This is a genomic window from Luteibacter sp. 621, assembly GCF_050435445.1.
In the GTDB taxonomy this organism is placed as follows: Bacteria; Pseudomonadota; Gammaproteobacteria; order Xanthomonadales; family Rhodanobacteraceae; genus Luteibacter.
Map to the genome: position 1 here is coordinate 1 of NZ_JBNDKI010000013.1, position 21,468 is coordinate 21,468.

General features: G+C 66.5%; 16 protein-coding genes. 10 read left to right on the forward strand and 6 right to left on the reverse strand.

The window, feature by feature from the left end; translation table 11 throughout:
• Positions 1-157: 157 nt before the first annotated feature.
• Complete coding sequence (locus ABIE56_RS14350) at positions 158-2,074, reverse strand: ATP-dependent DNA helicase (RefSeq protein WP_429244464.1); 1,917 nt, start codon at positions 2,072-2,074, stop codon at positions 158-160.
• 79 nt (positions 2,075-2,153) lie between these two features.
• Between ABIE56_RS14350 and ABIE56_RS14355 the strand changes: the two genes are divergently transcribed.
• Entirely contained in the window at positions 2,154-4,910 is a 2,757-nt protein-coding gene (locus ABIE56_RS14355; protein ID WP_429244465.1) for a valine--tRNA ligase, read from the forward strand.
• Positions 4,911-4,954: 44 nt separating this feature from the next.
• On the opposite strand, the gene ABIE56_RS14360 is transcribed toward ABIE56_RS14355, so the two are convergent.
• Entirely contained in the window at positions 4,955-5,377 is a 423-nt protein-coding gene (locus ABIE56_RS14360; RefSeq protein ID WP_247429042.1) for a DNA polymerase III subunit chi, read from the reverse strand.
• A 9-nt stretch (positions 5,378-5,386) separates the two neighbouring features.
• A complete protein-coding gene (locus ABIE56_RS14365; protein ID WP_429244466.1) occupies positions 5,387-6,874 on the reverse strand; it encodes a leucyl aminopeptidase in 1,488 nt (495 codons plus the stop codon).
• Positions 6,875-6,971: 97 nt separating this feature from the next.
• Here ABIE56_RS14365 and lptF point away from each other — a divergent pair, with 97 nt between their 5' ends.
• Together lptF and lptG are read left to right on the forward strand one after the other, a co-directional pair.
• Positions 6,972-8,075 carry an LPS export ABC transporter permease LptF gene (gene lptF / locus ABIE56_RS14370; RefSeq protein WP_429244467.1) on the forward strand — a complete coding sequence of 368 codons (1,104 nt, stop codon included), beginning with the start codon at positions 6,972-6,974 and terminating at the stop codon, positions 8,073-8,075.
• A complete protein-coding gene (gene lptG / locus ABIE56_RS14375; RefSeq protein ID WP_429244468.1) occupies positions 8,075-9,172 on the forward strand; it encodes an LPS export ABC transporter permease LptG in 1,098 nt (365 codons plus the stop codon). Before lptF ends, lptG begins: the two co-directional genes overlap by 1 nt.
• Positions 9,173-9,181: 9 nt before the next feature.
• Here the strand turns inward: lptG and ABIE56_RS14380 are convergent, their stop codons facing one another.
• Positions 9,182-12,679 (reverse strand): two-component regulator propeller domain-containing protein, encoded by a 3,498-nt coding sequence (locus ABIE56_RS14380; protein ID WP_429244469.1) that lies wholly within the window; start codon positions 12,677-12,679, stop codon positions 9,182-9,184.
• Positions 12,680-12,796: 117 nt separating this feature from the next.
• On the opposite strand from ABIE56_RS14380, the gene ABIE56_RS14385 reads away from it, so the two are divergent.
• From ABIE56_RS14385 to ABIE56_RS14405, 5 genes are all read left to right on the forward strand, one after another.
• Positions 12,797-14,251 carry a GTPase gene (locus tag ABIE56_RS14385; RefSeq protein WP_429244470.1) on the forward strand — a complete coding sequence of 485 codons (1,455 nt, stop codon included), beginning with the start codon at positions 12,797-12,799 and terminating at the stop codon, positions 14,249-14,251.
• Positions 14,252-14,356: 105 nt separating this feature from the next.
• Positions 14,357-14,980 (forward strand): YceI family protein, encoded by a 624-nt coding sequence (locus tag ABIE56_RS14390; protein ID WP_429244471.1) that lies wholly within the window; start codon positions 14,357-14,359, stop codon positions 14,978-14,980.
• Positions 14,964-15,548 carry a cytochrome b gene (locus ABIE56_RS14395; RefSeq protein WP_429244472.1) on the forward strand — a complete coding sequence of 195 codons (585 nt, stop codon included), beginning with the start codon at positions 14,964-14,966 and terminating at the stop codon, positions 15,546-15,548. Before ABIE56_RS14390 ends, ABIE56_RS14395 begins: the two co-directional genes overlap by 17 nt.
• Entirely contained in the window at positions 15,545-16,105 is a 561-nt protein-coding gene (locus ABIE56_RS14400) for a YceI family protein (protein WP_429244473.1), read from the forward strand. Before ABIE56_RS14395 ends, ABIE56_RS14400 begins: the two co-directional genes overlap by 4 nt.
• A 3-nt stretch (positions 16,106-16,108) precedes the next feature.
• Positions 16,109-17,458: a DUF697 domain-containing protein gene (locus tag ABIE56_RS14405; protein ID WP_429244474.1), complete on the forward strand. Its 1,350-nt coding sequence runs from the start codon at positions 16,109-16,111 to the stop codon at positions 17,456-17,458.
• 33 nt (positions 17,459-17,491) lie between these two features.
• On the opposite strand, the gene ABIE56_RS14410 is transcribed toward ABIE56_RS14405, so the two are convergent.
• Positions 17,492-17,716, reverse strand: coding sequence for a glutaredoxin family protein (locus ABIE56_RS14410; RefSeq protein WP_429244475.1), 225 nt, complete (start codon positions 17,714-17,716; stop codon positions 17,492-17,494).
• A 76-nt stretch (positions 17,717-17,792) separates the two neighbouring features.
• Between ABIE56_RS14410 and ABIE56_RS14415 the strand changes: the two genes are divergently transcribed.
• Positions 17,793-19,175 (forward strand): L-serine ammonia-lyase, encoded by a 1,383-nt coding sequence (locus ABIE56_RS14415; protein WP_429244476.1) that lies wholly within the window; start codon positions 17,793-17,795, stop codon positions 19,173-19,175.
• 69 nt (positions 19,176-19,244) lie between these two features.
• On the opposite strand, the gene ABIE56_RS14420 is transcribed toward ABIE56_RS14415, so the two are convergent.
• On the reverse strand, positions 19,245-19,625 hold the full coding sequence (locus tag ABIE56_RS14420) for a hypothetical protein (RefSeq protein WP_429244477.1): 381 nt from the start codon (positions 19,623-19,625) through the stop codon (positions 19,245-19,247).
• Positions 19,626-19,783: 158 nt separating this feature from the next.
• On the opposite strand from ABIE56_RS14420, the gene ABIE56_RS14425 reads away from it, so the two are divergent.
• Entirely contained in the window at positions 19,784-21,451 is a 1,668-nt protein-coding gene (locus tag ABIE56_RS14425) for an APC family permease (RefSeq protein ID WP_429244478.1), read from the forward strand.
• The last annotated feature ends 17 nt before the right edge of the window (positions 21,452-21,468 follow it).

The window sequence follows — 21,468 nt, forward strand, 5'->3', positions numbered from 1 at the left end:
TGGTGACCAGCCGCCGGGCGCGCGGCCCCCCACCCCCCACCAGCCCCCCCCCAGGCGGCCTCTGGGTCGCTGTGTGGGGGGGGGGGGGGGGGGGGGGGGGGGGCGCGCGCCCCCCACGCCCCCCCCCCCCCCCCCCCCCCCCCCCCCCCCCCCGCTCCTACAGGTTTGGCTTGAAAAAGGCCTGCACATCGCCCAGCTCGCGCGTGCGCGGCATGGGCGGCAGGCTGGCGAGGAACAGGCGCCCGTAACCCTTGGTGGTAAGGCGCGGATCGCACAGCACCAGTACGCCGCGATCATGCACATCACGAATGAGGCGGCCGGCGCCCTGCTTCAGCGCGATGACCGCGGTGGGCACCTGCCAGCCCATGAACGGGTTGATACCGGATTCTTCGAGTGCTTCCAGGCGCGCCTGCAGCACCGGATCATCGGGCATGGCGAACGGCAGCTTGTCGATCACCACAACGCTCAGCGCATCGCCGGCCACGTCCACGCCTTCCCAGAAACTGGCGGCACCCAACAGCACACCACGCCCGCTCAGGCGGAATTCCTCAAGCAAGCGATGCCGAGGTGCCGTGCCCTGCACGAACAGCGGCCATGACACCCGCCCTTCCAGCAGTTCCGCCGCACGGCGCAACGCGCGGTGCGAAGTGAACAGCAGGAACGCACGGCCATCGGAGGCCTCCAGCACCGGCTTGATCGCCGCGATCACCTTGTCGGTGAAATCGCGCGCGGCCGGATCGGGCAGATCCTTCGGAAGGTATGCCAGGGCCTGGCGCCCGTAATCGAACGGGCTTTCCACGTGCAGCGTGCGCGGATCCTCCAGGCCAAGCTGGCGCGCGAAGTGCTGGAAATCGCCGGCGATGGAAAGCGTGGCGGAGGTGTGGATCCACGCGGCATCGGTGGACATGCGCATGGCCCGCAGCGGTGAGGCCAGGTCCAGTGGCGTGGCGTGCAACGCGAAGCCGCGCGGCCAGGTTTCATACCAGCGCACATCGGCCGCCGAATGTTCCTCGGCAATGCGATCGAGGCGCAGGCTGAGCATCTGCGCCCGTTCATGCACGTTGGCCAGCCCCCGCGAGCGTTCGCCCAGGCCCGCCAGCAGGTCGGCCATGGCGGCGACCACATCGCGCAGTTCGCCCATGAGGTCATGCGCCGCGGTATCGCGTTCCAGGGCGCCGAACGAGCCCCTGGCCGGCAGGGATTCCATGGCCAGGCGCAGGCGCTTCACCAGGTCCTGCACCGCCTCCACGGGTTCCAGCAGCTGGCTGGTGGCGCCGGTCACGCCCTGCGCCTCGGCCAGGGCATCCTGGCCCAGATCCAACAGCTGGCGTGAGCCCACGCTCTGCGAGAAGAACTGGCCAGCCAGCTCAGGGATCTGGTGGGCCTCATCCAGGATGAAGGCGTCCGCGCCGGGCAGGATTTCGCCAAAACCTTCCTGTTTCAACGCCAGGTCGGCCATCAGCAGGTGGTGGTTCACCACGATCAGGTCGGCCTCCATCGCCTCGCGGCGGGCCTTCACGACATGGCAATCCTCAAAAAACCGGCATTCGCTGCCCAGGCAGTTCTCCGGGGTGGAGGTGACCCGCGGCCAGACCGGCGAATCCTCAGGAATATCAGCCATTTCCATACGATCACCCCGACGCGTGCGGGCCGACCAGGCGCGAATGGCCGAAAGCTGCGTCGCCAGCTGGCGGTCCGGGTTGCCCTCGCGTACGGCCTGGTCCAGGCGGTACAGGCACAGGTAGTTGGCCCGGCCCTTGAGCAGGCTTACCTTGGCCCGGCTGCCGAGCACATGGTGAACCCGCGGCAGATCGCGGAAGAAAAGCTGATCCTGCAGGGCCTTGGTCCCGGTGGACACGATGACCTTGCGCCCCGACTCCAGGGCCGGGACGAGGTATGCGAAGGTTTTGCCGGTGCCCGTACCCGCTTCCGCGATCAGCACATCGCGCTCATCGATGGCCTGCGCGACGGCGGCGGCCATGTGCTGCTGGGCTTCGCGCGGTGCGAAACCCGGTACTTCACGGGCGAACGGGCCCTCCGCGCCAAGGATCGCGGCCACTTCGTGTTCAGTCATCGGGCCAGTATCGCCTACAATGAGGGTCTTTTCGCCTGTCAATCCGCGCGCCTACACGGCCCGCGCCGGGAACCTACGCATGGACAAGAGTTTCGAGCCCAGCCTGATCGAATCGAAGTGGTACGCCCAGTGGGAAGCCCATGGCTACTTCAAGCCATCCGGCAAGGGCACGCCCTATACGATCATGCTGCCGCCGCCCAACGTCACGGGCACGCTGCACATGGGCCATGCGTTCCAGCACACGATCATGGATACGCTGGTGCGCTACCACCGCATGCGCGGCTACGACACGCTGTGGCAGCTGGGCACCGACCACGCCGGCATCGCGACCGAGATGGTGGTCACCCGCCAGCTCAACGCCGAAGGCAAGCAGCGCTCGGATTTCGACCGCGAATCCTTCATTGCCCGCGTGTGGGAATGGAAGAAGGAATCGGGCGGTACGATCGGCCGGCAGATGCGCCGCATGGGCGTGTCAGGCGACTGGAGCCGCGAAGTCTTCACCATGGATCCCGGCCCGTCGAAAGCCGTGGTCGAAACCTTCTTCCGCCTGCACCAGGAAGGCCTGATCTACCGTGGCCAGAAGCTGGTCAACTGGGATCCGGTGCTGAAGACGGCCGTCTCGGATCTTGAAGTAGTGAGCGAGGAAGAAGACGGCTCGATGTGGTCGATCCGCTACCCGCTGGCCGATGGCTCGGGCGAACTGATCGTGGCCACCACCCGCCCGGAAACCATGCTGGGCGACGTCGCCGTGGCCGTGCACCCGGAAGACGAGCGCTACGCGCATCTCATCGGCCGCATGCTGGCCCTGCCGCTCTCGGATCGGCAGATCCCGATCATCGCCGATGAATACGTCGAGAAAGATTTCGGCACCGGCTGCGTGAAGATCACCCCGGCGCACGATTTCAACGACTACGCCATCGGCCAGCGCCACGACCTGCCGATGATCAATATCCTCACCGATGAGGCCGCGATCAACGATGCCGCGCCGGAGAAGTACCGCGGCATGGATCGCTACGTCGCGCGCAAGGCCGTGCTTGCCGACCTCGAAGCGCAGGAACTGCTGGTCGAGACCAAGAAGCACAAGCTGCAGGTGCCACGTGGCGACCGTACCGGCCAGGTCATCGAGCCGTACCTCACCTGGCAGTGGTTCGTGAAGATGGACACGCTGGCGGCACGCGGCCTCGAGATCGTCGAGGAAGGCAAGGTCAGGCTCGTCCCGGAAAACTGGATCAACACCTACCGCCACTGGATGACCAACATCCAGGATTGGTGCATCAGCCGCCAGCTCACCTGGGGCCACCAGATCCCGGCGTGGTACACCGACGATGGCTCGATCATCGTGGCCCACGACGATGCGGAAGCCGCGAAGCTCGCCGCCGCGCAGGGCTACACAGGCGCGCTGCGCCGCGATGCCGACGTGCTGGAAACCTGGTTCTCCTCGGCGCTGTGGAGCCACAGCACCCTGGGCTGGCCCGACCCGCAGGCGCAGGCCGAGCGCGGCTTCGACCGCTACCTGCCAACCAACGTGCTGGTCACCGGGTTCGACATCATCTTCTTCTGGGTCGCCCGGATGATCATGATGACCGACCACTTCACCGGCGAAGTGCCGTTCAAGGATGTCTATTTCACAGGCCTCATCCGCGACAAGGATGGCCAGAAGATGTCGAAGTCGAAGGGCAACGTGCTCGATCCGCTCGATATCATCGACGGCATCACGCTGGATGCCCTGCTGGCCAAGCGCACGCAGGGCCTCATGCAGCCGAAGATGGCCGAGAAAATCGAAAAGGCCACGCGCAAGGAATTCGCCGAAGGCATCCCCGCCTTCGGCGCCGATGCGCTGCGCTTCACCTTCGCTTCGCTGGCCACCCATGGCCGCGATATCAAGTTCGACCTGGAGCGCGCCGCCGGTTACAAGGCGTTCGTGAACAAGCTGTGGAACGCCTCGCGCTTCGTGCTGATGAACCTCGGCGAGGGCCCGGTGCCCACGGTGGCCCCGTCCACGGAAGCGGAACGCTGGATCCTCACCCGCCTGCGCGAAACGTTGGCCACGGTGAAGGAACAACTCGCGCTGTACCGCTTCGATCTCGCTTCGCAAGCGCTGTACGAATTCACCTGGAACGAGTTCTGTGACTGGTTCCTGGAACTTTCCAAGCCGGCGCTCAATGGCACCGATGAAACGGCGATCGCCTCCACGCGGTACACGCTGGTGCACGTGCTGGAGACGCTCCTGCGCGCACTGCATCCGCTGATCCCGTTCGTCACCGAGGAAATCTGGCAGAACGTACGCCCGCTGCTCGCCATCGAAGGCGACACGATCATGCTGCGTCCGTACCCGGAGGCCGAGGAGATCACCGGCGATGCCACCGCCACGGCGGAGATCGAATGGGTGAAGGACGTGCTCACCGGCGTGCGCCGCATCCGTGCGGAAATGAACATCGCCCCGGGCAAGGTCATCCCGCTGCTGCTCGCCGATGGCGATGCGGCCGATCGCACCCGCGCCGCGAAGTTCGCCGCGCAGGTGGCGTTCCTCGGCCGTGTGGAAACCCCCGCGTGGGTCGAGGGCGAAGAACCCGCGGCAGCCGCTGCGGTGATCGGCGGCATGCGCGCACTGATCCCGCTGGAGGGCCTGATCGACGTGAGCGCGGAGAAAACCCGCCTCGCCAAGGAAATCGCTCGTATCGAAGGCGAAGTGCGCAAGTGCGAGGGCAAGCTGGGCAACGCCAACTTCGTGGCCAATGCGCCCGCGGAAGTGGTGGAGCAGGAGCGCCAGCGTATCGCCGACTGGACCCGCCAGGCCGATGCAATGCGCGAGCAGGCCCGCAAGCTGGGCGGTTGACGGCTCCTACACAAAAAAGCCCCGCGGAAGCGGGGCTTTTTTTCTTACATATCGTGCTTGTTCACTTCGAACCCGCCGCGCTTGTACTCCGTCCAGCGCGCTCGTGATCCCTCACGTTCCGCCGGATCCGCCGCGACCACCTCCAGTACGCGATCGAACTGGCCTGGGGCGCAGACATCACGCAGGTTGATCACCATCGGCCGGTCGGCGGTTTCCACGCCGGGCGGCACGATAAGCACCGCGGTGTTCTGGTCATCGTCATCCCCCGCCAGCTGGTGGGGAATGAAGGCGTCCTCGTCGAATGCCCACAAGTACTCATCGATCGCCTCCGCCTGCTCGAAATCGCGGGTGAGGATCAGCGTCGGCTGCTGGGCCGCGAACGCGCGCTTGGCGAGCTCGCAGACCAGCAGCAGGGGATCCTCGCGGAAACGCGGCTTGTCGATCAGGTAGAAATCGGCGCGCGGCATGGGTAAGGATCAGCCCGCGACGCGATCGAGCAGCCACTGCGCCAGGAGCGGCACCGGGCGGCCGGTGGCGAGGCCCTTGCGGCCCTCTTCCCACGCCGTACCGGCGATATCCAGGTGCGCCCAGCGGCGGCCCTCGGTGAAACGTGCCAGGAAGCAGCCCGCCGTGATGGCACCGGCGTACTTGCCGCCGATGTTGGCCACATCGGCAAAGCCCGACTCGAGCTGCGACTGGTAGTCATCCCACAGCGGCAGGCGCCAGGCGCGGTCGAGGGTATCCTCGCCCGCCGAGAGCAGCTCGGCCGAGAGCGATTCATCCTTGGTCATGAGGCCGGTGGCGTGCTTGCCCAGGGCCACGACGCAGGCGCCGGTCAGGGTGGCGGCATCGATCATGGTGTGCGGATCGAAGCGCTTGCCCGTGTAGGTGAGCGCGTCGCAAAGGATGAGGCGGCCTTCGGCATCGGTGTTCAGCACCTCGATGGTGATACCGGCCAGGCTGGTGAGCACATCGCCCGGGCGGTAGCTGTTGCCATCGGGCATGTTTTCCACGGCCGGGACCACGCAGACCAGGTTCACCGGCAGCTTCATCTTCACGGCGGAGACGAAGGCACCGAGCACGCCGGCCGCGCCGCCCATGTCGAACTTCATCTCTTCCATGCCCGGGCCCGGCTTGATGCTGATGCCGCCGGTATCGAAGGTGATGCCCTTGCCCACGAAAGCGTACGGACGCTCGCCATCCTTGCCGCCGTTCCACTGCAGGATGACCAGGCGCGGCTCGTTGGCCGAGCCACGGGCCACGGCCAGCAGCGAGCCCATGCCCTCGCGCTCCATGTCGGCGCGGTCCAGGGCCTCGAACGAGACGCCATCATGGGCATCGGCGAAGGCGCGGGCCTGGTCGGCGATGTAGTTAGGGTTGCAGATGTTCGGCGGCAGGTTGCCCAGCTCGCGGGCGAAACGGACGCCCTCGGCGATGGCGCGGGCCTGTTCCAGGCCGACTTCGGCATCGGCCGGACCGGCGAAGGTGACGGAGGCCAGCTCCGGCTGGGCCTTGTCACGTGGCTTCAGGGTGGCGGTGTAGCGGTAAGCGGCATGATCCGTGGCCAGGGCAGCCACGCGGAGCTTCCACGCGGCATCGCGGCCCGGCACGTCCACCTCGGTGAGCCAGCTGGCGGCCTCGGTGACCGGCAGGCGGCCGATGGCGCGGGCGGCTTCCAGGCTCACCCGCTGGTAGCGGGCGCTGTCGAAGGTCTTCTGGGCCCCCAGGCCCACCACCAGCACGCGGGCCGCGGCAACGCCCGCCGGGTGCAGCAGGGTAACGATGTTGCCGATCTTGCCGGTAATATCGCCGGCCTCGACCAGGCGCTTGATGGCGCCACCGGCCGCGGTATCGATCCGCGCCGCGGCGCTGGTCAGGACACCGTTCTCGTAGACACCGACCACGGCCACGGGGGTGGCGGCGGCTTCGGGAGCGTTGGAACCAAGGCTGAACTGAACCGTCATGACTTACCGTCCTGCAAAAGCCGCCCGGAGCCCGGACAAGCTAGACTTAAGGTTTGCCGGCCGGGATTGACGCGGCACCAACCGCGAATTCTACCAAATGCTCAGCATCCTCGACCGTTACTTCCTGCGAGAACTCGCCGCCGGCATCGTGGCCACCGCCATCGTGCTGCTGGTTATCTTCGCCGGCGGCGCTTTCGCGGGCGTCCTGCAGAAGGTCGCGAACGGAAGTATCCAGCCCAGCATCATGTTTGAAGTGCTGGGCCTGCAGATGCTGGACCTGCTCTCCACCCTGCTGCCCATGGCCGCCTTCCTGGGCACCCTGATCGCCCTGGGCCGCATGTACCGCGAGAGCGAGATGCACGTGCTGGCCTCCTCGGGCATGGGCCCGCGCGGCATGCTGCGCCCGGTCACCCTGCTGGCCGTGCTGGCCACGATCCTGGTGGGTGTCCTTTCCCTCTGGGCCGGCCCATGGTCGGCGCGCAAGGCCGATCAGGTCATCGCCGCCGCCAACAAGTCCGTGATCGCCGCCGGCCTCGATGCCGGGCGCTTCACCGAACTCCCCGGCAAGGGCGGCATCATTTTCGTCGATACCCTGAGCCGCGATGGCACCGTGCTGGGCAAGACCTTCCTGGCCACCGACCGCGTCGACTCCGACGGTAACCCCCAGGTCCGCGTGGTAAACGCCAAGCACGGCCAGATGTACCAGGAGAGCAACGGCCAGGACCGCTTCCTCGCCCTGTACGACGGCTGGCAGTTCGAGATTCCCCTGGGTGGCGACAACTGGCGGCGTATGAAATACGTGCGCAATGACGTCTCGCTCTCCAACATCAGCGACGACGATGACGACACCGATCCGGCGCACGAATCGACCACGGTGGACCTGTTCAAGGCCGGCACGGCCGATGCACTGGGCGAGCTGGTCTCGCGCTTCGCCGCCCCGGTGTCTACCCTGGTACTCATGATGATGGTGCTGCCCATGTCGCGGCAGGCACCGCGTGATGCGCGCTATGGCCGCCTGCTGGTCGCGGTACTCTCCTACTTCCTGTACGTGGTGTGGCAGCTCATCGCCCGCACCCAGATCATCAAGGGCCGCCTGCACACGTCCGTGCCGATCTGGGTACTGCACATCATCGTGTTCGCCGTGGCCGCATGGTTCTTCTGGAAGCAGAACGCGCCCCGCCGCGTGAAGGACGCCGCGTAATGGCCAGCCTGTCGATCAAGCGCGCCGACCGCCTTATCGGTGCGAGCGTCCTCAGCACGCTGCTACTGGTGTGGCTGGTGCTGGCCGGGTTCGATTCGCTACAGCAGTTCGTACGCCAGCTGGGCAACATCGGCAAGAACGGCTTCTCGCTGTACGACGCGATCGCGTACATCATGCTGACGGTGCCACGGCGCCTGTACCAGATGTTCAGCAATGCGGCGCTCATTGGCGGCCTGCTGGGCCTGGGTGGCCTGGCCGCGACCGGCGAGCTCACCGCGCTGCGCGCCGCCGGCATGTCCAAGCTGCGCATCGCGGTGTCGGCAGCGGGCGTGGTCGCCTTCATCACGGTGCTCGTGGTGATCATGGGCGAAACCATCGCCCCCTACGGTGACCAGCACGCCCAGGCGATCCAGGTGCGCATGCGCTCCAGCAACCTGGGCTCGACCAGCAGCGGCCTGTGGGCACGCGACGCCGGCAAGATCATCAACGCGAAGTCCGCCATCGCCACCCAGGAGGGCGACCTCACCACGGTGAAGCTGGTGGACGTGCGCGTCTTCACCTTCACGCCCGATGGCCAGGTCGCGGAGTTCTCCCACGGTGACAGCGCCATCCACGATGGCAACCAGTGGGTCATGACCAACGTGCGCACCACCACGCGCGACGATGCCGGCATCCACAGCCTCACCGCGCCCACGCAAACCTGGAAATCGCGACTGAACCCACACGTGCTGGAGCAGTCGATCATCCACCCCGAATACCTCTCCATGTCCGACCTGCGCCGGAACATGCGTTACCTGGAATCGAACGGACAGAACCCCGGTGCCTATGCCGTGGCGTTCTGGGGCCGGGTCATCTTCCCGTTCAACGTGCTGATCCTGGTGCTTTGCGCCATGCCTTTCGCATTCGGTTCGCTGCGCTCGGGCGGTTTTGGCAAGCGCCTGTTTATCGGCATCATCCTCGCGATCGGCTGGTACTTCCTGCAGGGCGCCATGGTGAACTTCGGCACGGTCTACGGCATGCCACCGCTGCTGGCCAACCTGCTACCCACCACCTTGCTGGTGGCAGGGGCGCTCGCGTACTTCAGGCGGTTTGGCTAGCCAGCCACCTTACGCCGCGACGCTGTCCATCGCGGCAGCCAGGCCTTCGCCCGTCAACGGCTTGCGCAACAGGGCATCCATGCCGGCGGCGCGCACGGCCTCGCTTTCATCGCCGGCCGAACGTGCCGTCACGGCCACGATCGGGATGGATCCCACCCCATCCATCCGCCGCACCATGCGCGCTACCTGAAAACCATCCATCACGGGCAGGTCCAGGTCCAGCAGCATCACGTCGAACGCACCGCGGGCCAGCTCGGCCAGCGCCAGCAGACCGTCCCCGACCACTCGCACCTCATGGCCGCGCTCGCGCAACAGGGCCGCGATAACGTCGGCGACGACGCCATCATCTTCGACCAGCAACACACGTCGTACGGCATCGGACACGACGTGCGCGGCACGCGCCACGCACGCGCGGCCATGGCATGCGCACGCGGGCAACGGCAATACCACCGTGAACGCGGTACCCACGCCAGGGACACTTTCAACGTTGATGGAACCCCCCATCAGCAAACACAGTTCGTGGCAGATGGCGAGGCCAAGGCCGGAACCCTCGGCGCGTTGCTTCGTCCCGCCTTGTTCGAAGCGCTCGAACAGGCGGCCCAGCAAGGCGCGATCCATGCCAGGGCCGGTATCGCGCACCACGATGGCGATGCCCTGGCTTCGTGGTTCGAGGTGCACGCTGACACCGCCCCGCTCGGTGAACTTCACCGCGTTACCCACCAGGTTCTGCACGACCTGGCGCAAGCGCACCGGATCGGCGCGCAAGGCGACCGCTACGGCGGGGTCCACGTGCAGCGACAAGGCGAGGCCCTTCTCGTTTGCCGCGGCCGACGCCAGGTCAATTGCCGCCTGGGCGATCGCCCTGGGCGATACGCATTCGGGCTCAAGCACGAGCCGACGCGCCTCGATACGCGTGAGGTCCAGCGCATCGTTCACCAGGCGTAACAGCACGGCGCCTGAGCGGCGCACTGCCTCCAGATAGGCGCGCTGCGTAGCATCCAGCGGGGTGCGCGCCATCAGTTCGGCCATGCCGAGCACACCGGTCATGGGCGTACGGATCTCATGGCCCAACGTTGCCATGAACTCCGTCTTCGCCGCGTTCGCCTCTTCCGCGAGCCGGCGTTGCTGTTCGGCCAGTTGCACGCGCATGGCCTGGCCGACGCGCGTACGCGCCGCGTAGACCACAGCGGCGATAGTGCCCAGGGCAATGGCTATGTAAGCCAGCCATGCCCACCAGCGCAGCCAGGGTGGCGGCTGCACGTGGATGGCAAGAGCCGTGGCGAGTTCGCCATCCACGCCATCCCGGCCGCGCCCCACCACCGCCAGCCGGTAAGTTCCCGGCGCCAGCGTGGTGAACTGCCCCTCGCCCTCCTTGCCGGTGCGCAATACGGTGTTCGTGCCACCGTGGCCGAGGATGAAATCGACCTTGTTGCGATCCGGATTCACATAGGAGAGTGTGCGTGCCCGCACCGATAGTTCGCGATCATCCCAGGCGAGCTGCAGCACGCCTGCGCCAAGCGGGAGCATCGTGCGCGTGCCCCCACGCAATACGCTCGCGCCAAGTACAGCCACGCCGGGCTTGCGTGAATGATCACGCTGACGATCAGGACGAAAGCCCACCAGGCCACCGAGCGTGGCCCCATAGGTGGTGCCATCAGCAAGGCGCACGGTCGTGGCGTGCGTGAACTCGCCATTCGCCAGGCCATCGGCCAGGCCGAACGGCCGGAACGTGCCGGCGCGCGGATCGAACCGCCACACGCCCGTCTGCCCGTACATCCACAGTCGGCCGGTAGCATCACGGCGTATGTTGAGGATGTCTGCGCCAGGAAACCCCTGCGCACCACCGAGCGAACGATCCAGCACGGCGCGCCCGCCGTCCCACAGGTAGTGCTCAAGCAGGCCAGGCCGTACCAGCCAGAAGCCATCGTCATCGGGTTCGAACGCGTTCACGCGACCGGATGCCACGCCATCGACGAAGTGCATGCGGCCGTCGTAGCGATCGCGCCGTGCAAGCCCAGCCAGGCTCGCCTGCCAAAGGTCGCCGCCCACGATTTCCACCTGCCGTGTGTCGTATGCGCCACGGCGAACCTCCGCGAAGGCCAGTGGCGTGGCATGCCGCAACATCGGGTCCAACGCGAACACGCCTTCGCCCACCGCGGCGACGTATACCGCACCGTCGGGCGCCTGGGTCATGGTGGTGACGGGGCGCGTGATATCCGCACGCAGCCATGGCGAAACATGGCCGGCGTGCACGCGGGTCAGGCCATCGACCGTACCCACGAGAAGATCGCCGCGACGTGTTTCCAACAGCGACTGGATGCGTGCGGTACCGATATCGAACGCGCGGCCTGTGCGGCCCGTGGCCGGGTCGAACGAGCGCACCCATCCTCGCAAACCACCCACCCACAAACGCCCGTCACCGTGCTCGGCGACCGCGGTCACCGTGCGCCCGGGCAAGCTGAGCGGGTCGGTCGCCACATGGGCGAAGCGGGTGAAGTCTTCCCAACTGGGCCCCAGGTAGCCGAGCCCGCCATCATTGAGCGCGAACCACAACCCGTGCTCGCGGTCTTCCATCATGCCGCGCACCGATCGTCCCGGCAGGCCGCCCTGGGCCGTCCATGCGCCGGCCACGGCGTGCACGCGGCCATGCCGGTCCAGCATGAGCAGGCCATCCAGGCTTGCGATCCACGTCGTGCCATGGCTATCGGCCAGCGTGCCGTACACCGGCATGGCCAGGACACGGCGATCGCGGCGAAACGTCCCATCGGTGGCGCGCCGGTAGAGGCCGCGCGAGGTCGCCGCGGTGACCTCGCTGCCGTGCACGTCGATGCCTAGTACTCGCAGGTCGTCGGCGTCTTCCACCGGCACGCGGGTCAGCGTGCGGCCATCCGCCTCGAGCACATCGATACCCCCATCGCCCCCGATCCACAGCCGCCCATCGCTATCGGCGCGCAAGGCATGGATCGAGGTGGACGAAAGGCCGCCGGGCCCGGGCGCGAGATGTTCGAAATCGCTGCCGTCGGCACGGATGTGATCGAGCCCGTCGGCGGTACCCAGCCAGATCGATCCGTCGTTTGCCTCGGCGATGATCCTTACATCGGCATCGACCAGGCCATCGCGCCAGTGGATGAAGCCCCCGGTGGCGGGATCATATCGGGCGAGGCCAAGCTCGGGACCGCCCATCCAGATGCGGCTGCTGGTATCGACCAGCAACGCCGTCACCGACATGGCAGGGAGCGGGTGGGTCTGGTCCGGGCCGAGCGGGGGCGTCGTAAAGGCCACGCCATCGAAACGGGAAAGGCCTGACGCCGTGCCCACCCAGACAAACCCCTGGGCATCCTGGGCCACGGCGTTCACCTTGCTGCTGGGAAGGCCCTCGTGCAGGCCGTAGCTACGGAACTGCGGCGTGGGCACGGGCGGCATCCCCGCATAGGCGGTGGAAGCAAGGGTGACGGCGGCAAGGGCCGCTGCCGCGAGAATCCATCTCGCCATGTGCGTGTACTGCATACGCGGGGTTCCTAGTTCGGGCCGGATCATGCCACGCGTACCCCCTGGCGCAGACCCGGCCGCCACCGCGCATTCATGTAGGGCATCCCTGACTCGCTTGCCCCTAGAATGGCCAACATGTCTCGCCGACTTCGCTTGCTCTTCGCGGCCATCGGACTTGCCGCCCTCGTCTGGCTACTCATTGCCACGCTGGAGCGTGGCCTGGCGCTGGCCCAGCGCTTCATGGCGTTGCCCGCCGGCATGCGCTGGCTGGTGGGCCTGCTACTTGCAGCCATCGCGCTCGCCGGCCTTGCCGTGGGCGTATGGTGGCTACGCCCGCGTAAACCTCGTGCTCCTGTTCAGGCTCCCGACCGTCCATCGTTGGAATCCCGCCTGGCGACCTTGCGCGAATCCGGCGCAGACGTTGAGGAACTTCGCAGCGAACTGGATGAACTTGATCGGCGCCGTGTGCTGGACGAGTTGCATGTGGCGGTGTTCGGCGAAATCTCCACCGGCAAATCCACGCTGATCGCTGCGCTGGTCCCCAGTGCGCAGGTGCAGAGCGACCCGCGCGGCGGCACCACCCGCGTTGTCGCGCACTACGACGGCATGGCGCCGGATGGCACAAAGTGGGTCGTTGCAGATGTGCCCGGCAGCGCGGAGGCCGGCGGTGAGGCACGCGAACGCATGGCCCGCGATGAAGCCTTGCGCGCGCACGCTGTCGTGTACGTGTGCGCAGGCGACCTGACCCGCGCACAGGCAAGCGAATTGCAATGGCTCGGTGATTTCGGCAAACCGCTCGTACTCGCCATCAACAAGGCCGACCAGTGGACAGCGCAGGAGCGCACGCAAATCGCGCATCGCCTCCGGGCGTCGGCGGGCGGCATTCCGGATGCCGTGGTGCTGGTCAGCGCAGGCGGCGAAGAACGCTTCACGCGCCGGCTGGCCGATGGCGGCACGGAAGAGGTTCGCCGTCAGCGAAAGCCGCAGATCGACGAGCTGACGACCGCACTTCGCCAACTGGTGTCCGCAGGCAAGGCGGCACTGGAGCCGGCGCGCGAAAACGCCGTGCTCGCTGGCCTGCATGAGCGCACCTCGGCGCTCGAGACCGCACAGCGCACGGCCGAGGCCGAGCGCATTGTCACGCGATATGCCCGCCGTGCCATCGTCGGCGCCATGGCGGCCGTGGCCCCCGGGACCGATCTGGTGATCCAGGGTGCGCTCGCCGCCGGCCTGGTACGAGCCCTGGCCGACCTGTATGGCGTACGGGTGACGGATGTCGAAATCGAGGCTTTGCTGCGCCAGGTGCGCATGACCTTGCGAACCGGCACCTCGGTGGTGCTGGCGGTCGCGGGCAACGCGTTAAAGGCCTTCCCGGGCTTGGGAACACTAGGCGGCGGCGTGCTGCACGCCTTCGCCTACGCCCTGGTCTTCGACAGCCTGGGCAAGGCGCTGGCGATCACGCTGGCCGAGCGCCAGCAACTGGACCAGGCCGAAGCCGGCGAGCGCATGCGGGCACTTCTCGACGACACCCGGGGCAACCGCCTGCGCCAGCTCGCGGAACTCACCACCGATGCCCTGCGGGATCGCTGAGTGAACAATCCGTTCGCGGCGCATGGGCTGACAAGGCCAGCGCCGTCGGCCACACTCTTTCCCATCGGCCGCCCCAGGCGGCCCCGTGATGGAGCAGCCCCCCTGATGCGACATCTCTTCTTCCCCGCCCTGCTCGCCCTCCTGGCGGCGGGCACGGCACACGCCGCACCGCAGGTTTATCGCATCGATCCGGTGCACAGCTCGGTCGTGTTCAACGTGGACCACAACGGCTTTTCACGTTCGTTCGGCCGCCTGCGCATTACCGATGGCAGCGTGAACTTCGACCCGGATAACTGGCCGGCCTCCTCGGTGAACGCCACGATCGACCTGGCGTCGGTGGACATGGGCGACAGCGAATGGGACAAGGCCGTGCGCGGCAGCAACCTGCTCGATGCCGACCGCGAGCGCAGCGCACGTTTTACCAGCGATGCGGTGGAAAAGCGCAGCGACGACGAAGGCGTGCTGCACGGCAAGCTCACCCTGCGCGGCGTGACCATGCCCCTGGATATTCCGTTCCGCGTGAACCGCGTGGGCAAGACGATCTACGGCCTGCATACCATCGCCGGCTTCTCCGCCAACATCGTGCTTGATCGCACGAAGTTCGGCATGACCGCCAACACTGGCTCCATCGGCACGCAGGTGTCGGTGTGGCTGGAAATCGAAGCCATCCGCGGCGGCGAAAGCCCCGCCAGCCACGATAAGGAAACCCCCCATGCCCGTGCGCAGTGAACCTACCCGCTGGAGCACCATCGCCAAGACATTCCACTGGTTGATGGCGCTGCTGATCCTCGGCAACGGCGCGTTCGCGTTCTGGATGGATGGCCTGCGGCCATCGCTTACCAAGATCAACATGTTCGCGCTGCACAAGTCCATCGGCCTCACGGTGCTGGCACTGTTCGTGCTGCGCCTGGCCTGGCGCATGGCCGACAAGCGACCGCCTGATGTGCCCGCGCCGCGCTGGCAGGCCATTGCCGCGCACGTGGTCCATGGCTTCCTGTACCTGCTCATCGTGGCCATCCCGCTGAGTGGCTGGGCCTTCAATTCGGCCCACGGGTTCCCCCTGCAGTACTTCAAACAGTTCAACCTGCCGGCACTGGTGGAAAAGAACGAAGATCTTTCCAATACGCTCGGTACGGTGCACGTGTATCTGTTCTGGCTGTTGTTGCTGGTGCTGGTCGCCCACGTCGGTGGCGCGCTGAAGCACCACTTCATCGACCGTGATGACACCCTCCGCCGCATGCTGCCGTTCGGCCGCGCGAAGCGGAACTCCCCCACCCCTCCCGGAGATACGCCATGATCCTGTCCACCCGCCGCCTGGCCGCGCTGGCCCTTGCACTCGCCCTGCCCTTCGCCGCTTCGGCCGCGGATTACAAGGTGGGACCGGGCAGCACGCTGGGCTTCAGCGGCAAGTTCCAGGGCCAGCAGTTCGATGGCACCTTCGGCAAGTTCGATGCGGCGATCAGCTACGACCCGGCCAACCTGGCCACCGCGAAATTCGATGTGACGGTGGATGTCGCGACGGCGAAGACCGGCGATGGCGATCGCGATAATGCACTGCCAACCGCCGATTTCTTCGACACCTCCAAATTCCCGAAGGCGCACTACGTGACCACGGGCTTTGCGAAGGATGCCAAGGGCAACATCGTGGCCAACGGCAACCTTACCCTGCATGGCATCACCAAGCCCGTGCAGCTGAAGGTCGTGTTCAATCCTGCCGCCGGCGGCGCCCGCCTCTCGGTCACCGGCACGTTGAAGCGTCTTGATTTCGGCGTCGGCAGTGGCGAATACAAGGACACGGGTACGATCGCCGATGAAGTGCTCGTCAATGGCACGCTGAACCTGCTGCCGAAGTAAGTTGTGACAGACGGCTGGCGCGATCGCCTGCGCGGCCTTGCCGGCCGCTTCCGCCGCGGCACGCAACACGTGCCTGCGGTGGCGGCGCATGGCACCGGTGCCGTGGGCGCCAGTCTGCGTGGCCTGCTGGATGATCCGACGATTCCGGCGGATGTACGCAACGCCATGGCCTCGGATTTTCGCCGCGTGGAGGACATGCTCGAGCGTATCGAGCGCGAAGAGCTGCACGTGGCTGTGTTCGGGCGTGTTTCTGCCGGCAAATCCGCGCTCGGCAATGCGTTGCTCGGGCGTGATGCCTTCGCCATGGGCGTGCTACACGGCACGACGACGGAAGCCGATGCGGTGCGCCTCGATGAGGCGGCGCATGCCGGCCTGGTGCTGATCGATACGCCGGGTATCAACGAACTGGGCGGCGAAGTTCGCGAGAAGCTGGCCTACGACGTCGCCGAGGTCAGCGACCTGATTGTGTTCGTCGCCGATGGTGACCTCACCCGCGACGAACGCGATGCGCTGCGGACGCTTGCGGCTACCGCGCGCCCGCTGCTGCTCGTGCTGAACAAGGCCGATCGCTACAACGACGAAGAACGCGACGGCTTGCTGGAGCGCCTTCGCGAGCACGCATCCGGCCTGGTGCGCCGCGAGGATGTGCTTGCGGTCGCCGCACGTCCCGCCCCGCGCATGGTGGTTGAAGTCGATGCACGTGGGGGCGAGCAGCTCGTAAGCGAGGCCATGCCGCCGGATGTAGGTGCGCTAAAGCAACGCCTGGTCGCCATCGCCGAGCGCGAGGGCAAGGCACTGGCCGCGATACACGCCGGCCTCTTCGCCGGCAAGCTTACCGACCAGGTCACCGCTCGCATGGCGGTCGCACGGCGAGAAGTGGCGTCTGGCGTCATTCGCCAGTACTGCATCGCCAAGGCGGTGGCGGTGGCACTGAACCCCGTACCCGTCGCGGATTTGCTGTTGGCCGGTGGCCTGGATGCGGCGATGGTGGTGCAGTTAAGCCGGGTATACGGGCTACCACTGACCCGCGCCGAATCGGGGCGGCTGGTCGTCGTGATCAGCACCCAGCTCGCCGCGCTCATGGGCGCCGTGTGGGGCGTGCAACTGGTGGCCTCTGCGCTTAAAGGTCTGAGCGGCGGTCTCTCCGTGGTCGTCACCGCCGCGGCGCAAGGCGCCCTGGGCTGGTACGCCACCGTTTTGATCGGCCGTGCAGCAGAGCGCTATCTCGTCGCCGGAAAATCCTGGGGTGAGCACGGTGCCAAGCGCGCCGTGGCCGATGTGGTCGCCAGCCTTGACCGCGATTCCATCCTTCGCGAAGCCCGCGAGGAAATCCTCCGCCGCCTGCGCAAGTAGGCTGCGCGAAAAGCGAACGAAGCGACGAAGCCGCTACCCGGCAAGCCGCCGAACATCCGCCTCATCAAACGGCCAATCCAGTTCCACTCCATCGCTGCGCCGCAACACGGGAACACGCGCGCCGTAGCTGGCTTCCAGCGAATCGTCGTCATCGATCCACACCGATGAGAACTCCGGAAAACGCGCGCGCGCCAGCACGTCCAGGGCCTGGTCGCAGAGATGGCAATCGTCGCGCTGGAACAAGGTGAACGCGTACATGCGGAGGTGTATGGGGTAATAGGTGCCGGGGCGTAGAATAGCTGGCTATCCCCCATAGCCAACCCCACGTCCAGCCATGGCAGTCAGCGTTTTCGACCTTTTCAAGATCGGTATCGGCCCCTCTTCCTCGCACACCGTCGGCCCCATGCGGGCTGGCGCGCGCTTTGCCGAGCACTGGCTGGAGGAAAAAGGCGTGCTTGAGCGCGTCGCTCGCGTACGTTGCGAGTTGTTCGGCTCCCTGGCCATGACTGGTCGCGGACACGGTACCGACAAGGCCGTTCTGCTCGGCTTCGAGGGCGAGTGGCCCGATCGCGTGGATCCCGACGGCATTGCGGCCTCCCTCGAGCGCATCCGCGGCAGCAAGCGCATCCGCATCCTCGGCCGCCACGAAATCGCGTTCGACGAGAAGGCCGACCTGGTCTTCAACAAGCGCCAGAAACTGCCATTCCACACCAACGGCATGCGCTTCTCCGCCTACGATGCCGACGGCAATGAGCTGGCGACGCGCGACTACTACTCGGTGGGCGGCGGCTTCGTGGTGAATCCGGACGAGGCGGCGGAAGACCGCATCGTAGCCGACACCAGCGAACAGCCCTACCCGTTCTCCACCGGCGACCAGATGCTGGCCCTGTGCGCTGAGAACAATCTCACGATCGCCCAGCTGATGATGCGCAACGAGAGCATCTGGCGGCCCGAGGAAGAAACCCGCGCCGGCCTGCTCACCATCTGGAAGGCCATGCAGGATTGCGTCGCGCGTGGCCTGCGTTCCCCCGGCACCCTGCCGGGCGGCCTGAAGGTGAACCGCCGCGCGCCCGCGATGGCGGCCGAATTGCGCGCCCAGCCCGAAGCGGCGCTACGCGATCCGCTCACCATCCTCGACTGGGTGAACCTTTACGCGCTCGCCGTGAACGAGGAAAACGCCGCCGGCGGCCGCGTCGTCACGGCACCGACCAACGGCGCGGCGGGCATCGTCCCGGCGGTGCTGCACTACTACCGCCATTTCTGCCCCAGCGCATCGGAAGAAGGCGTCATCACCTTCATGCTCACTGCGGCGGCTATCGGCATCCTCTACAAGGAAAACGCCTCGATCTCCGGTGCCGAGGTCGGCTGCCAGGGTGAAGTGGGCGTGGCCTGCTCCATGGCCGCCGGCGGCCTGGCCGCGGCGCTGGGTGGCAGCGTCACCCAGGTGGAGAACGCGGCCGAGATCGGCATGGAACACAACCTGGGCCTCACCTGCGACCCGATCGGCGGCCTGGTGCAGATTCCCTGCATTGAACGCAACGCCATGGGCGCCGTGAAGGCGATCAACGCCAGCCGCATGGCCCTCAAGAGCGACGGCAAGCACCATGTCTCGCTGGACAAGGTCATCGCGACCATGCGTGACACGGGCCGCGACATGAAGGACAAGTACAAGGAAACCTCGCGCGGCGGCCTGGCCGTCAACGTCATCGAATGCTGAGCCGCCCGCTTGGAACGGCGGTCGTAGGAGCGCGCTTGCGCGCGAAAAGCCCACGAAGCGGCATAGCCGCTACTTCGTCGGGCACGCCCGTGGCAGGCGCTCGACCGTCTCGACCCGCACCGGTTCGTCCTGGCCCCACCAGTTGGCGACGGCCGTGTAGCAGATCCGCAGCTTGCCCTTGCGGGTGTCGAAGCGCGGCTTGCTGGTGTATGCGAAGCACGAAACCGAGGACAGGTGCCCCAGTTCACGCATGGTTATGGCGCAGCGCCGCACGGATTCGACCGGGTCCTCGCCAGGGTACAGGGTGAAGTAAAAACCCTTGGCGGTACGGTCGTATGACTCCGAATCGATCAGCCGGCCCTTGTCGCTCCACGGCGTCTCAGCTGCGGCAATGCCGCATGCCGACATGGCGACAAGCCATATGCCGTTGACGACTAACCTTGATCGCATCCGAACCCCTTCTTCCTTACCGCATCGGTCAGTGTATATCGATGTGCCCACAGTTTGCGTAGGGGATCGCTGGCTGACACCAGGGCCGGGGGGTGTCATCATCCGGCCCTTGTGCCGCCCTGGGCCGGGTTTCCCCGGCCCGTCCGACCGGAGTTCCCATGTCCCACCACCATATTCGCCGCGATGTCGGCGCCTTCGCCCTGATGCTTACCGGCCTGGGCTCGATTATCGGCTCAGGCTGGCTGTTCGGTGCCTGGCACGCGGCCCAGCTGGCCGGCCCTGGCGCCATCTACGCCTGGATCATCGGCGCGGTCATCATCCTGTTCATCGCCCTCACCTACGCCGAACTGGGCGCCATGTTCCCCGAATCCGGCGGCATGGTGCGTTACGGCCATTATTCACACGGTTCGCTGGTCGGGTTCATCGCCGGCTGGGCCAACTGGATCGCCATCGTCTCGGTCATCCCGGTCGAGGCTGAGGCCTCGGTGCAGTACATGGCTTCGTGGCCCTGGGAATGGGCCAAGTGGACCAAGGACCTCTACGTGGTCACCGCCGGCCACGGCGAGCTCACCCCGCCGGGCCTGGCCATCGCGGTGGTGCTGGTGTTCGTCTACTTCTTCCTGAACTTCTGGAGCGTGAAGCTGTTCGCCAAGAGCAACACGGCGATCACGGTGTTCAAGCTGGTGGTGCCCGCCGCCACGGGTATCGCGCTCATCTGCACCAGCTTCAACAGCGGCAACTTCCACATCGGCGCCCACGGTGGCACCCACGCCATCGATATCTCGTCGATCCTCACCGCCGTGGCCATCTCCGGCATCGTGTTCAGCTTCAACGGCTTCCAGAGCCCGGTGAACCTGGCCGGTGAAGCGCGCAACCCGGGCCGCAGCGTGCCGTTCGCGGTCATCGGCTCCATCCTGCTGGCCACCGTGGTCTATGTGCTCCTGCAGATCGCCTTTATTGGCGCCGTACCCCCCGATCAGCTCGCCCAGGGCTGGGCTGCGCTGGAATACGCTTCGCCGTTCGCGCAGCTGGCCACCGCCCTGCTCATCAACTGGCTGGCCATCCTGCTCTATGCCGATGCCTTCGTGAGCCCCAGCGGTACCGGCGCCACCTACACGGCTACCACGGCACGCATGATCTACGCCATGGAGCGCAACGGCCACCTGCCCAAGATCTTCGGCCACATCAACCCGCGCTTCGGCATCCCGCGCCCGGCCATGTGGCTGAACCTGGTGGTGAGTTTCATCTTCCTGTTCTTCTTCCGCGGCTGGGGCACGCTGGCGGCCGTGATCTCGGTGTCGACGATCATTTCGTACCTCACCGGCCCGGTCAGCGTCATGACCCTGCGCCGCACGGCGCCGGAACTGAAACGCCCGCTGCGCATCAGCGGCCTGCCGGTGCTCGCCGCGCTCGCCTTCATCTTCGCCACCGAACTGCTGTACTGGGCCAAGTGGCCGCTCACCGGCGAGATCATCCTGCTGATGGTCGTGGCGCTGCCGCTGTACTTCTACTACACCGCCAAGAGCGGCTGGGAAGACTTCGGCCGCCACCTGCGCGGCGCCTGGTGGCTCATCGTGTACCTGCCGATCATGGCGGTCATTTCGTGGGCCGGCAGCAAGACCTTTGGCGGCCACGACTACATCCCGTACGGCTGGGACCTGGCGATCGTCGCCGTGTTCGGTGCGGTGTTCTACTTCTGGGGCGTGTCGTCGGGCTGGCGCACGCCGATGGTGGAGGCCGCGCGCTTCCATCACGATGATGAGTCGGGTGAACCGGCGCTGCCGCCAAGCGCGGATGAAGCCGAGGCCGTGACCGGCCATCGTTGATGAAAATGGGCGCCCAT

Coding starts and splice junctions, on each gene's coding strand:
- ABIE56_RS14350 (WP_429244464.1), bottom strand. CDS start 2,074: ATGACTGAACACGAAGTGGCCGCGATCCTTGGCGCGGAGGGCCCGTTC.
- ABIE56_RS14355 (WP_429244465.1), top strand. CDS start 2,154: ATGGACAAGAGTTTCGAGCCCAGCCTGATCGAATCGAAGTGGTACGCC.
- ABIE56_RS14360 (WP_247429042.1), bottom strand. CDS start 5,377: ATGCCGCGCGCCGATTTCTACCTGATCGACAAGCCGCGTTTCCGCGAG.
- ABIE56_RS14365 (WP_429244466.1), bottom strand. CDS start 6,874: ATGACGGTTCAGTTCAGCCTTGGTTCCAACGCTCCCGAAGCCGCCGCC.
- lptF (WP_429244467.1), top strand. CDS start 6,972: ATGCTCAGCATCCTCGACCGTTACTTCCTGCGAGAACTCGCCGCCGGC.
- lptG (WP_429244468.1), top strand. CDS start 8,075: ATGGCCAGCCTGTCGATCAAGCGCGCCGACCGCCTTATCGGTGCGAGC.
- ABIE56_RS14380 (WP_429244469.1), bottom strand. CDS start 12,679: ATGCAGTACACGCACATGGCGAGATGGATTCTCGCGGCAGCGGCCCTT.
- ABIE56_RS14385 (WP_429244470.1), top strand. CDS start 12,797: ATGTCTCGCCGACTTCGCTTGCTCTTCGCGGCCATCGGACTTGCCGCC.
- ABIE56_RS14390 (WP_429244471.1), top strand. CDS start 14,357: ATGCGACATCTCTTCTTCCCCGCCCTGCTCGCCCTCCTGGCGGCGGGC.
- ABIE56_RS14395 (WP_429244472.1), top strand. CDS start 14,964: ATGCCCGTGCGCAGTGAACCTACCCGCTGGAGCACCATCGCCAAGACA.
- ABIE56_RS14400 (WP_429244473.1), top strand. CDS start 15,545: ATGATCCTGTCCACCCGCCGCCTGGCCGCGCTGGCCCTTGCACTCGCC.
- ABIE56_RS14410 (WP_429244475.1), bottom strand. CDS start 17,716: ATGTACGCGTTCACCTTGTTCCAGCGCGACGATTGCCATCTCTGCGAC.
- ABIE56_RS14415 (WP_429244476.1), top strand. CDS start 17,793: ATGGCAGTCAGCGTTTTCGACCTTTTCAAGATCGGTATCGGCCCCTCT.
- ABIE56_RS14420 (WP_429244477.1), bottom strand. CDS start 19,625: ATGCGATCAAGGTTAGTCGTCAACGGCATATGGCTTGTCGCCATGTCG.
- ABIE56_RS14425 (WP_429244478.1), top strand. CDS start 19,784: ATGTCCCACCACCATATTCGCCGCGATGTCGGCGCCTTCGCCCTGATG.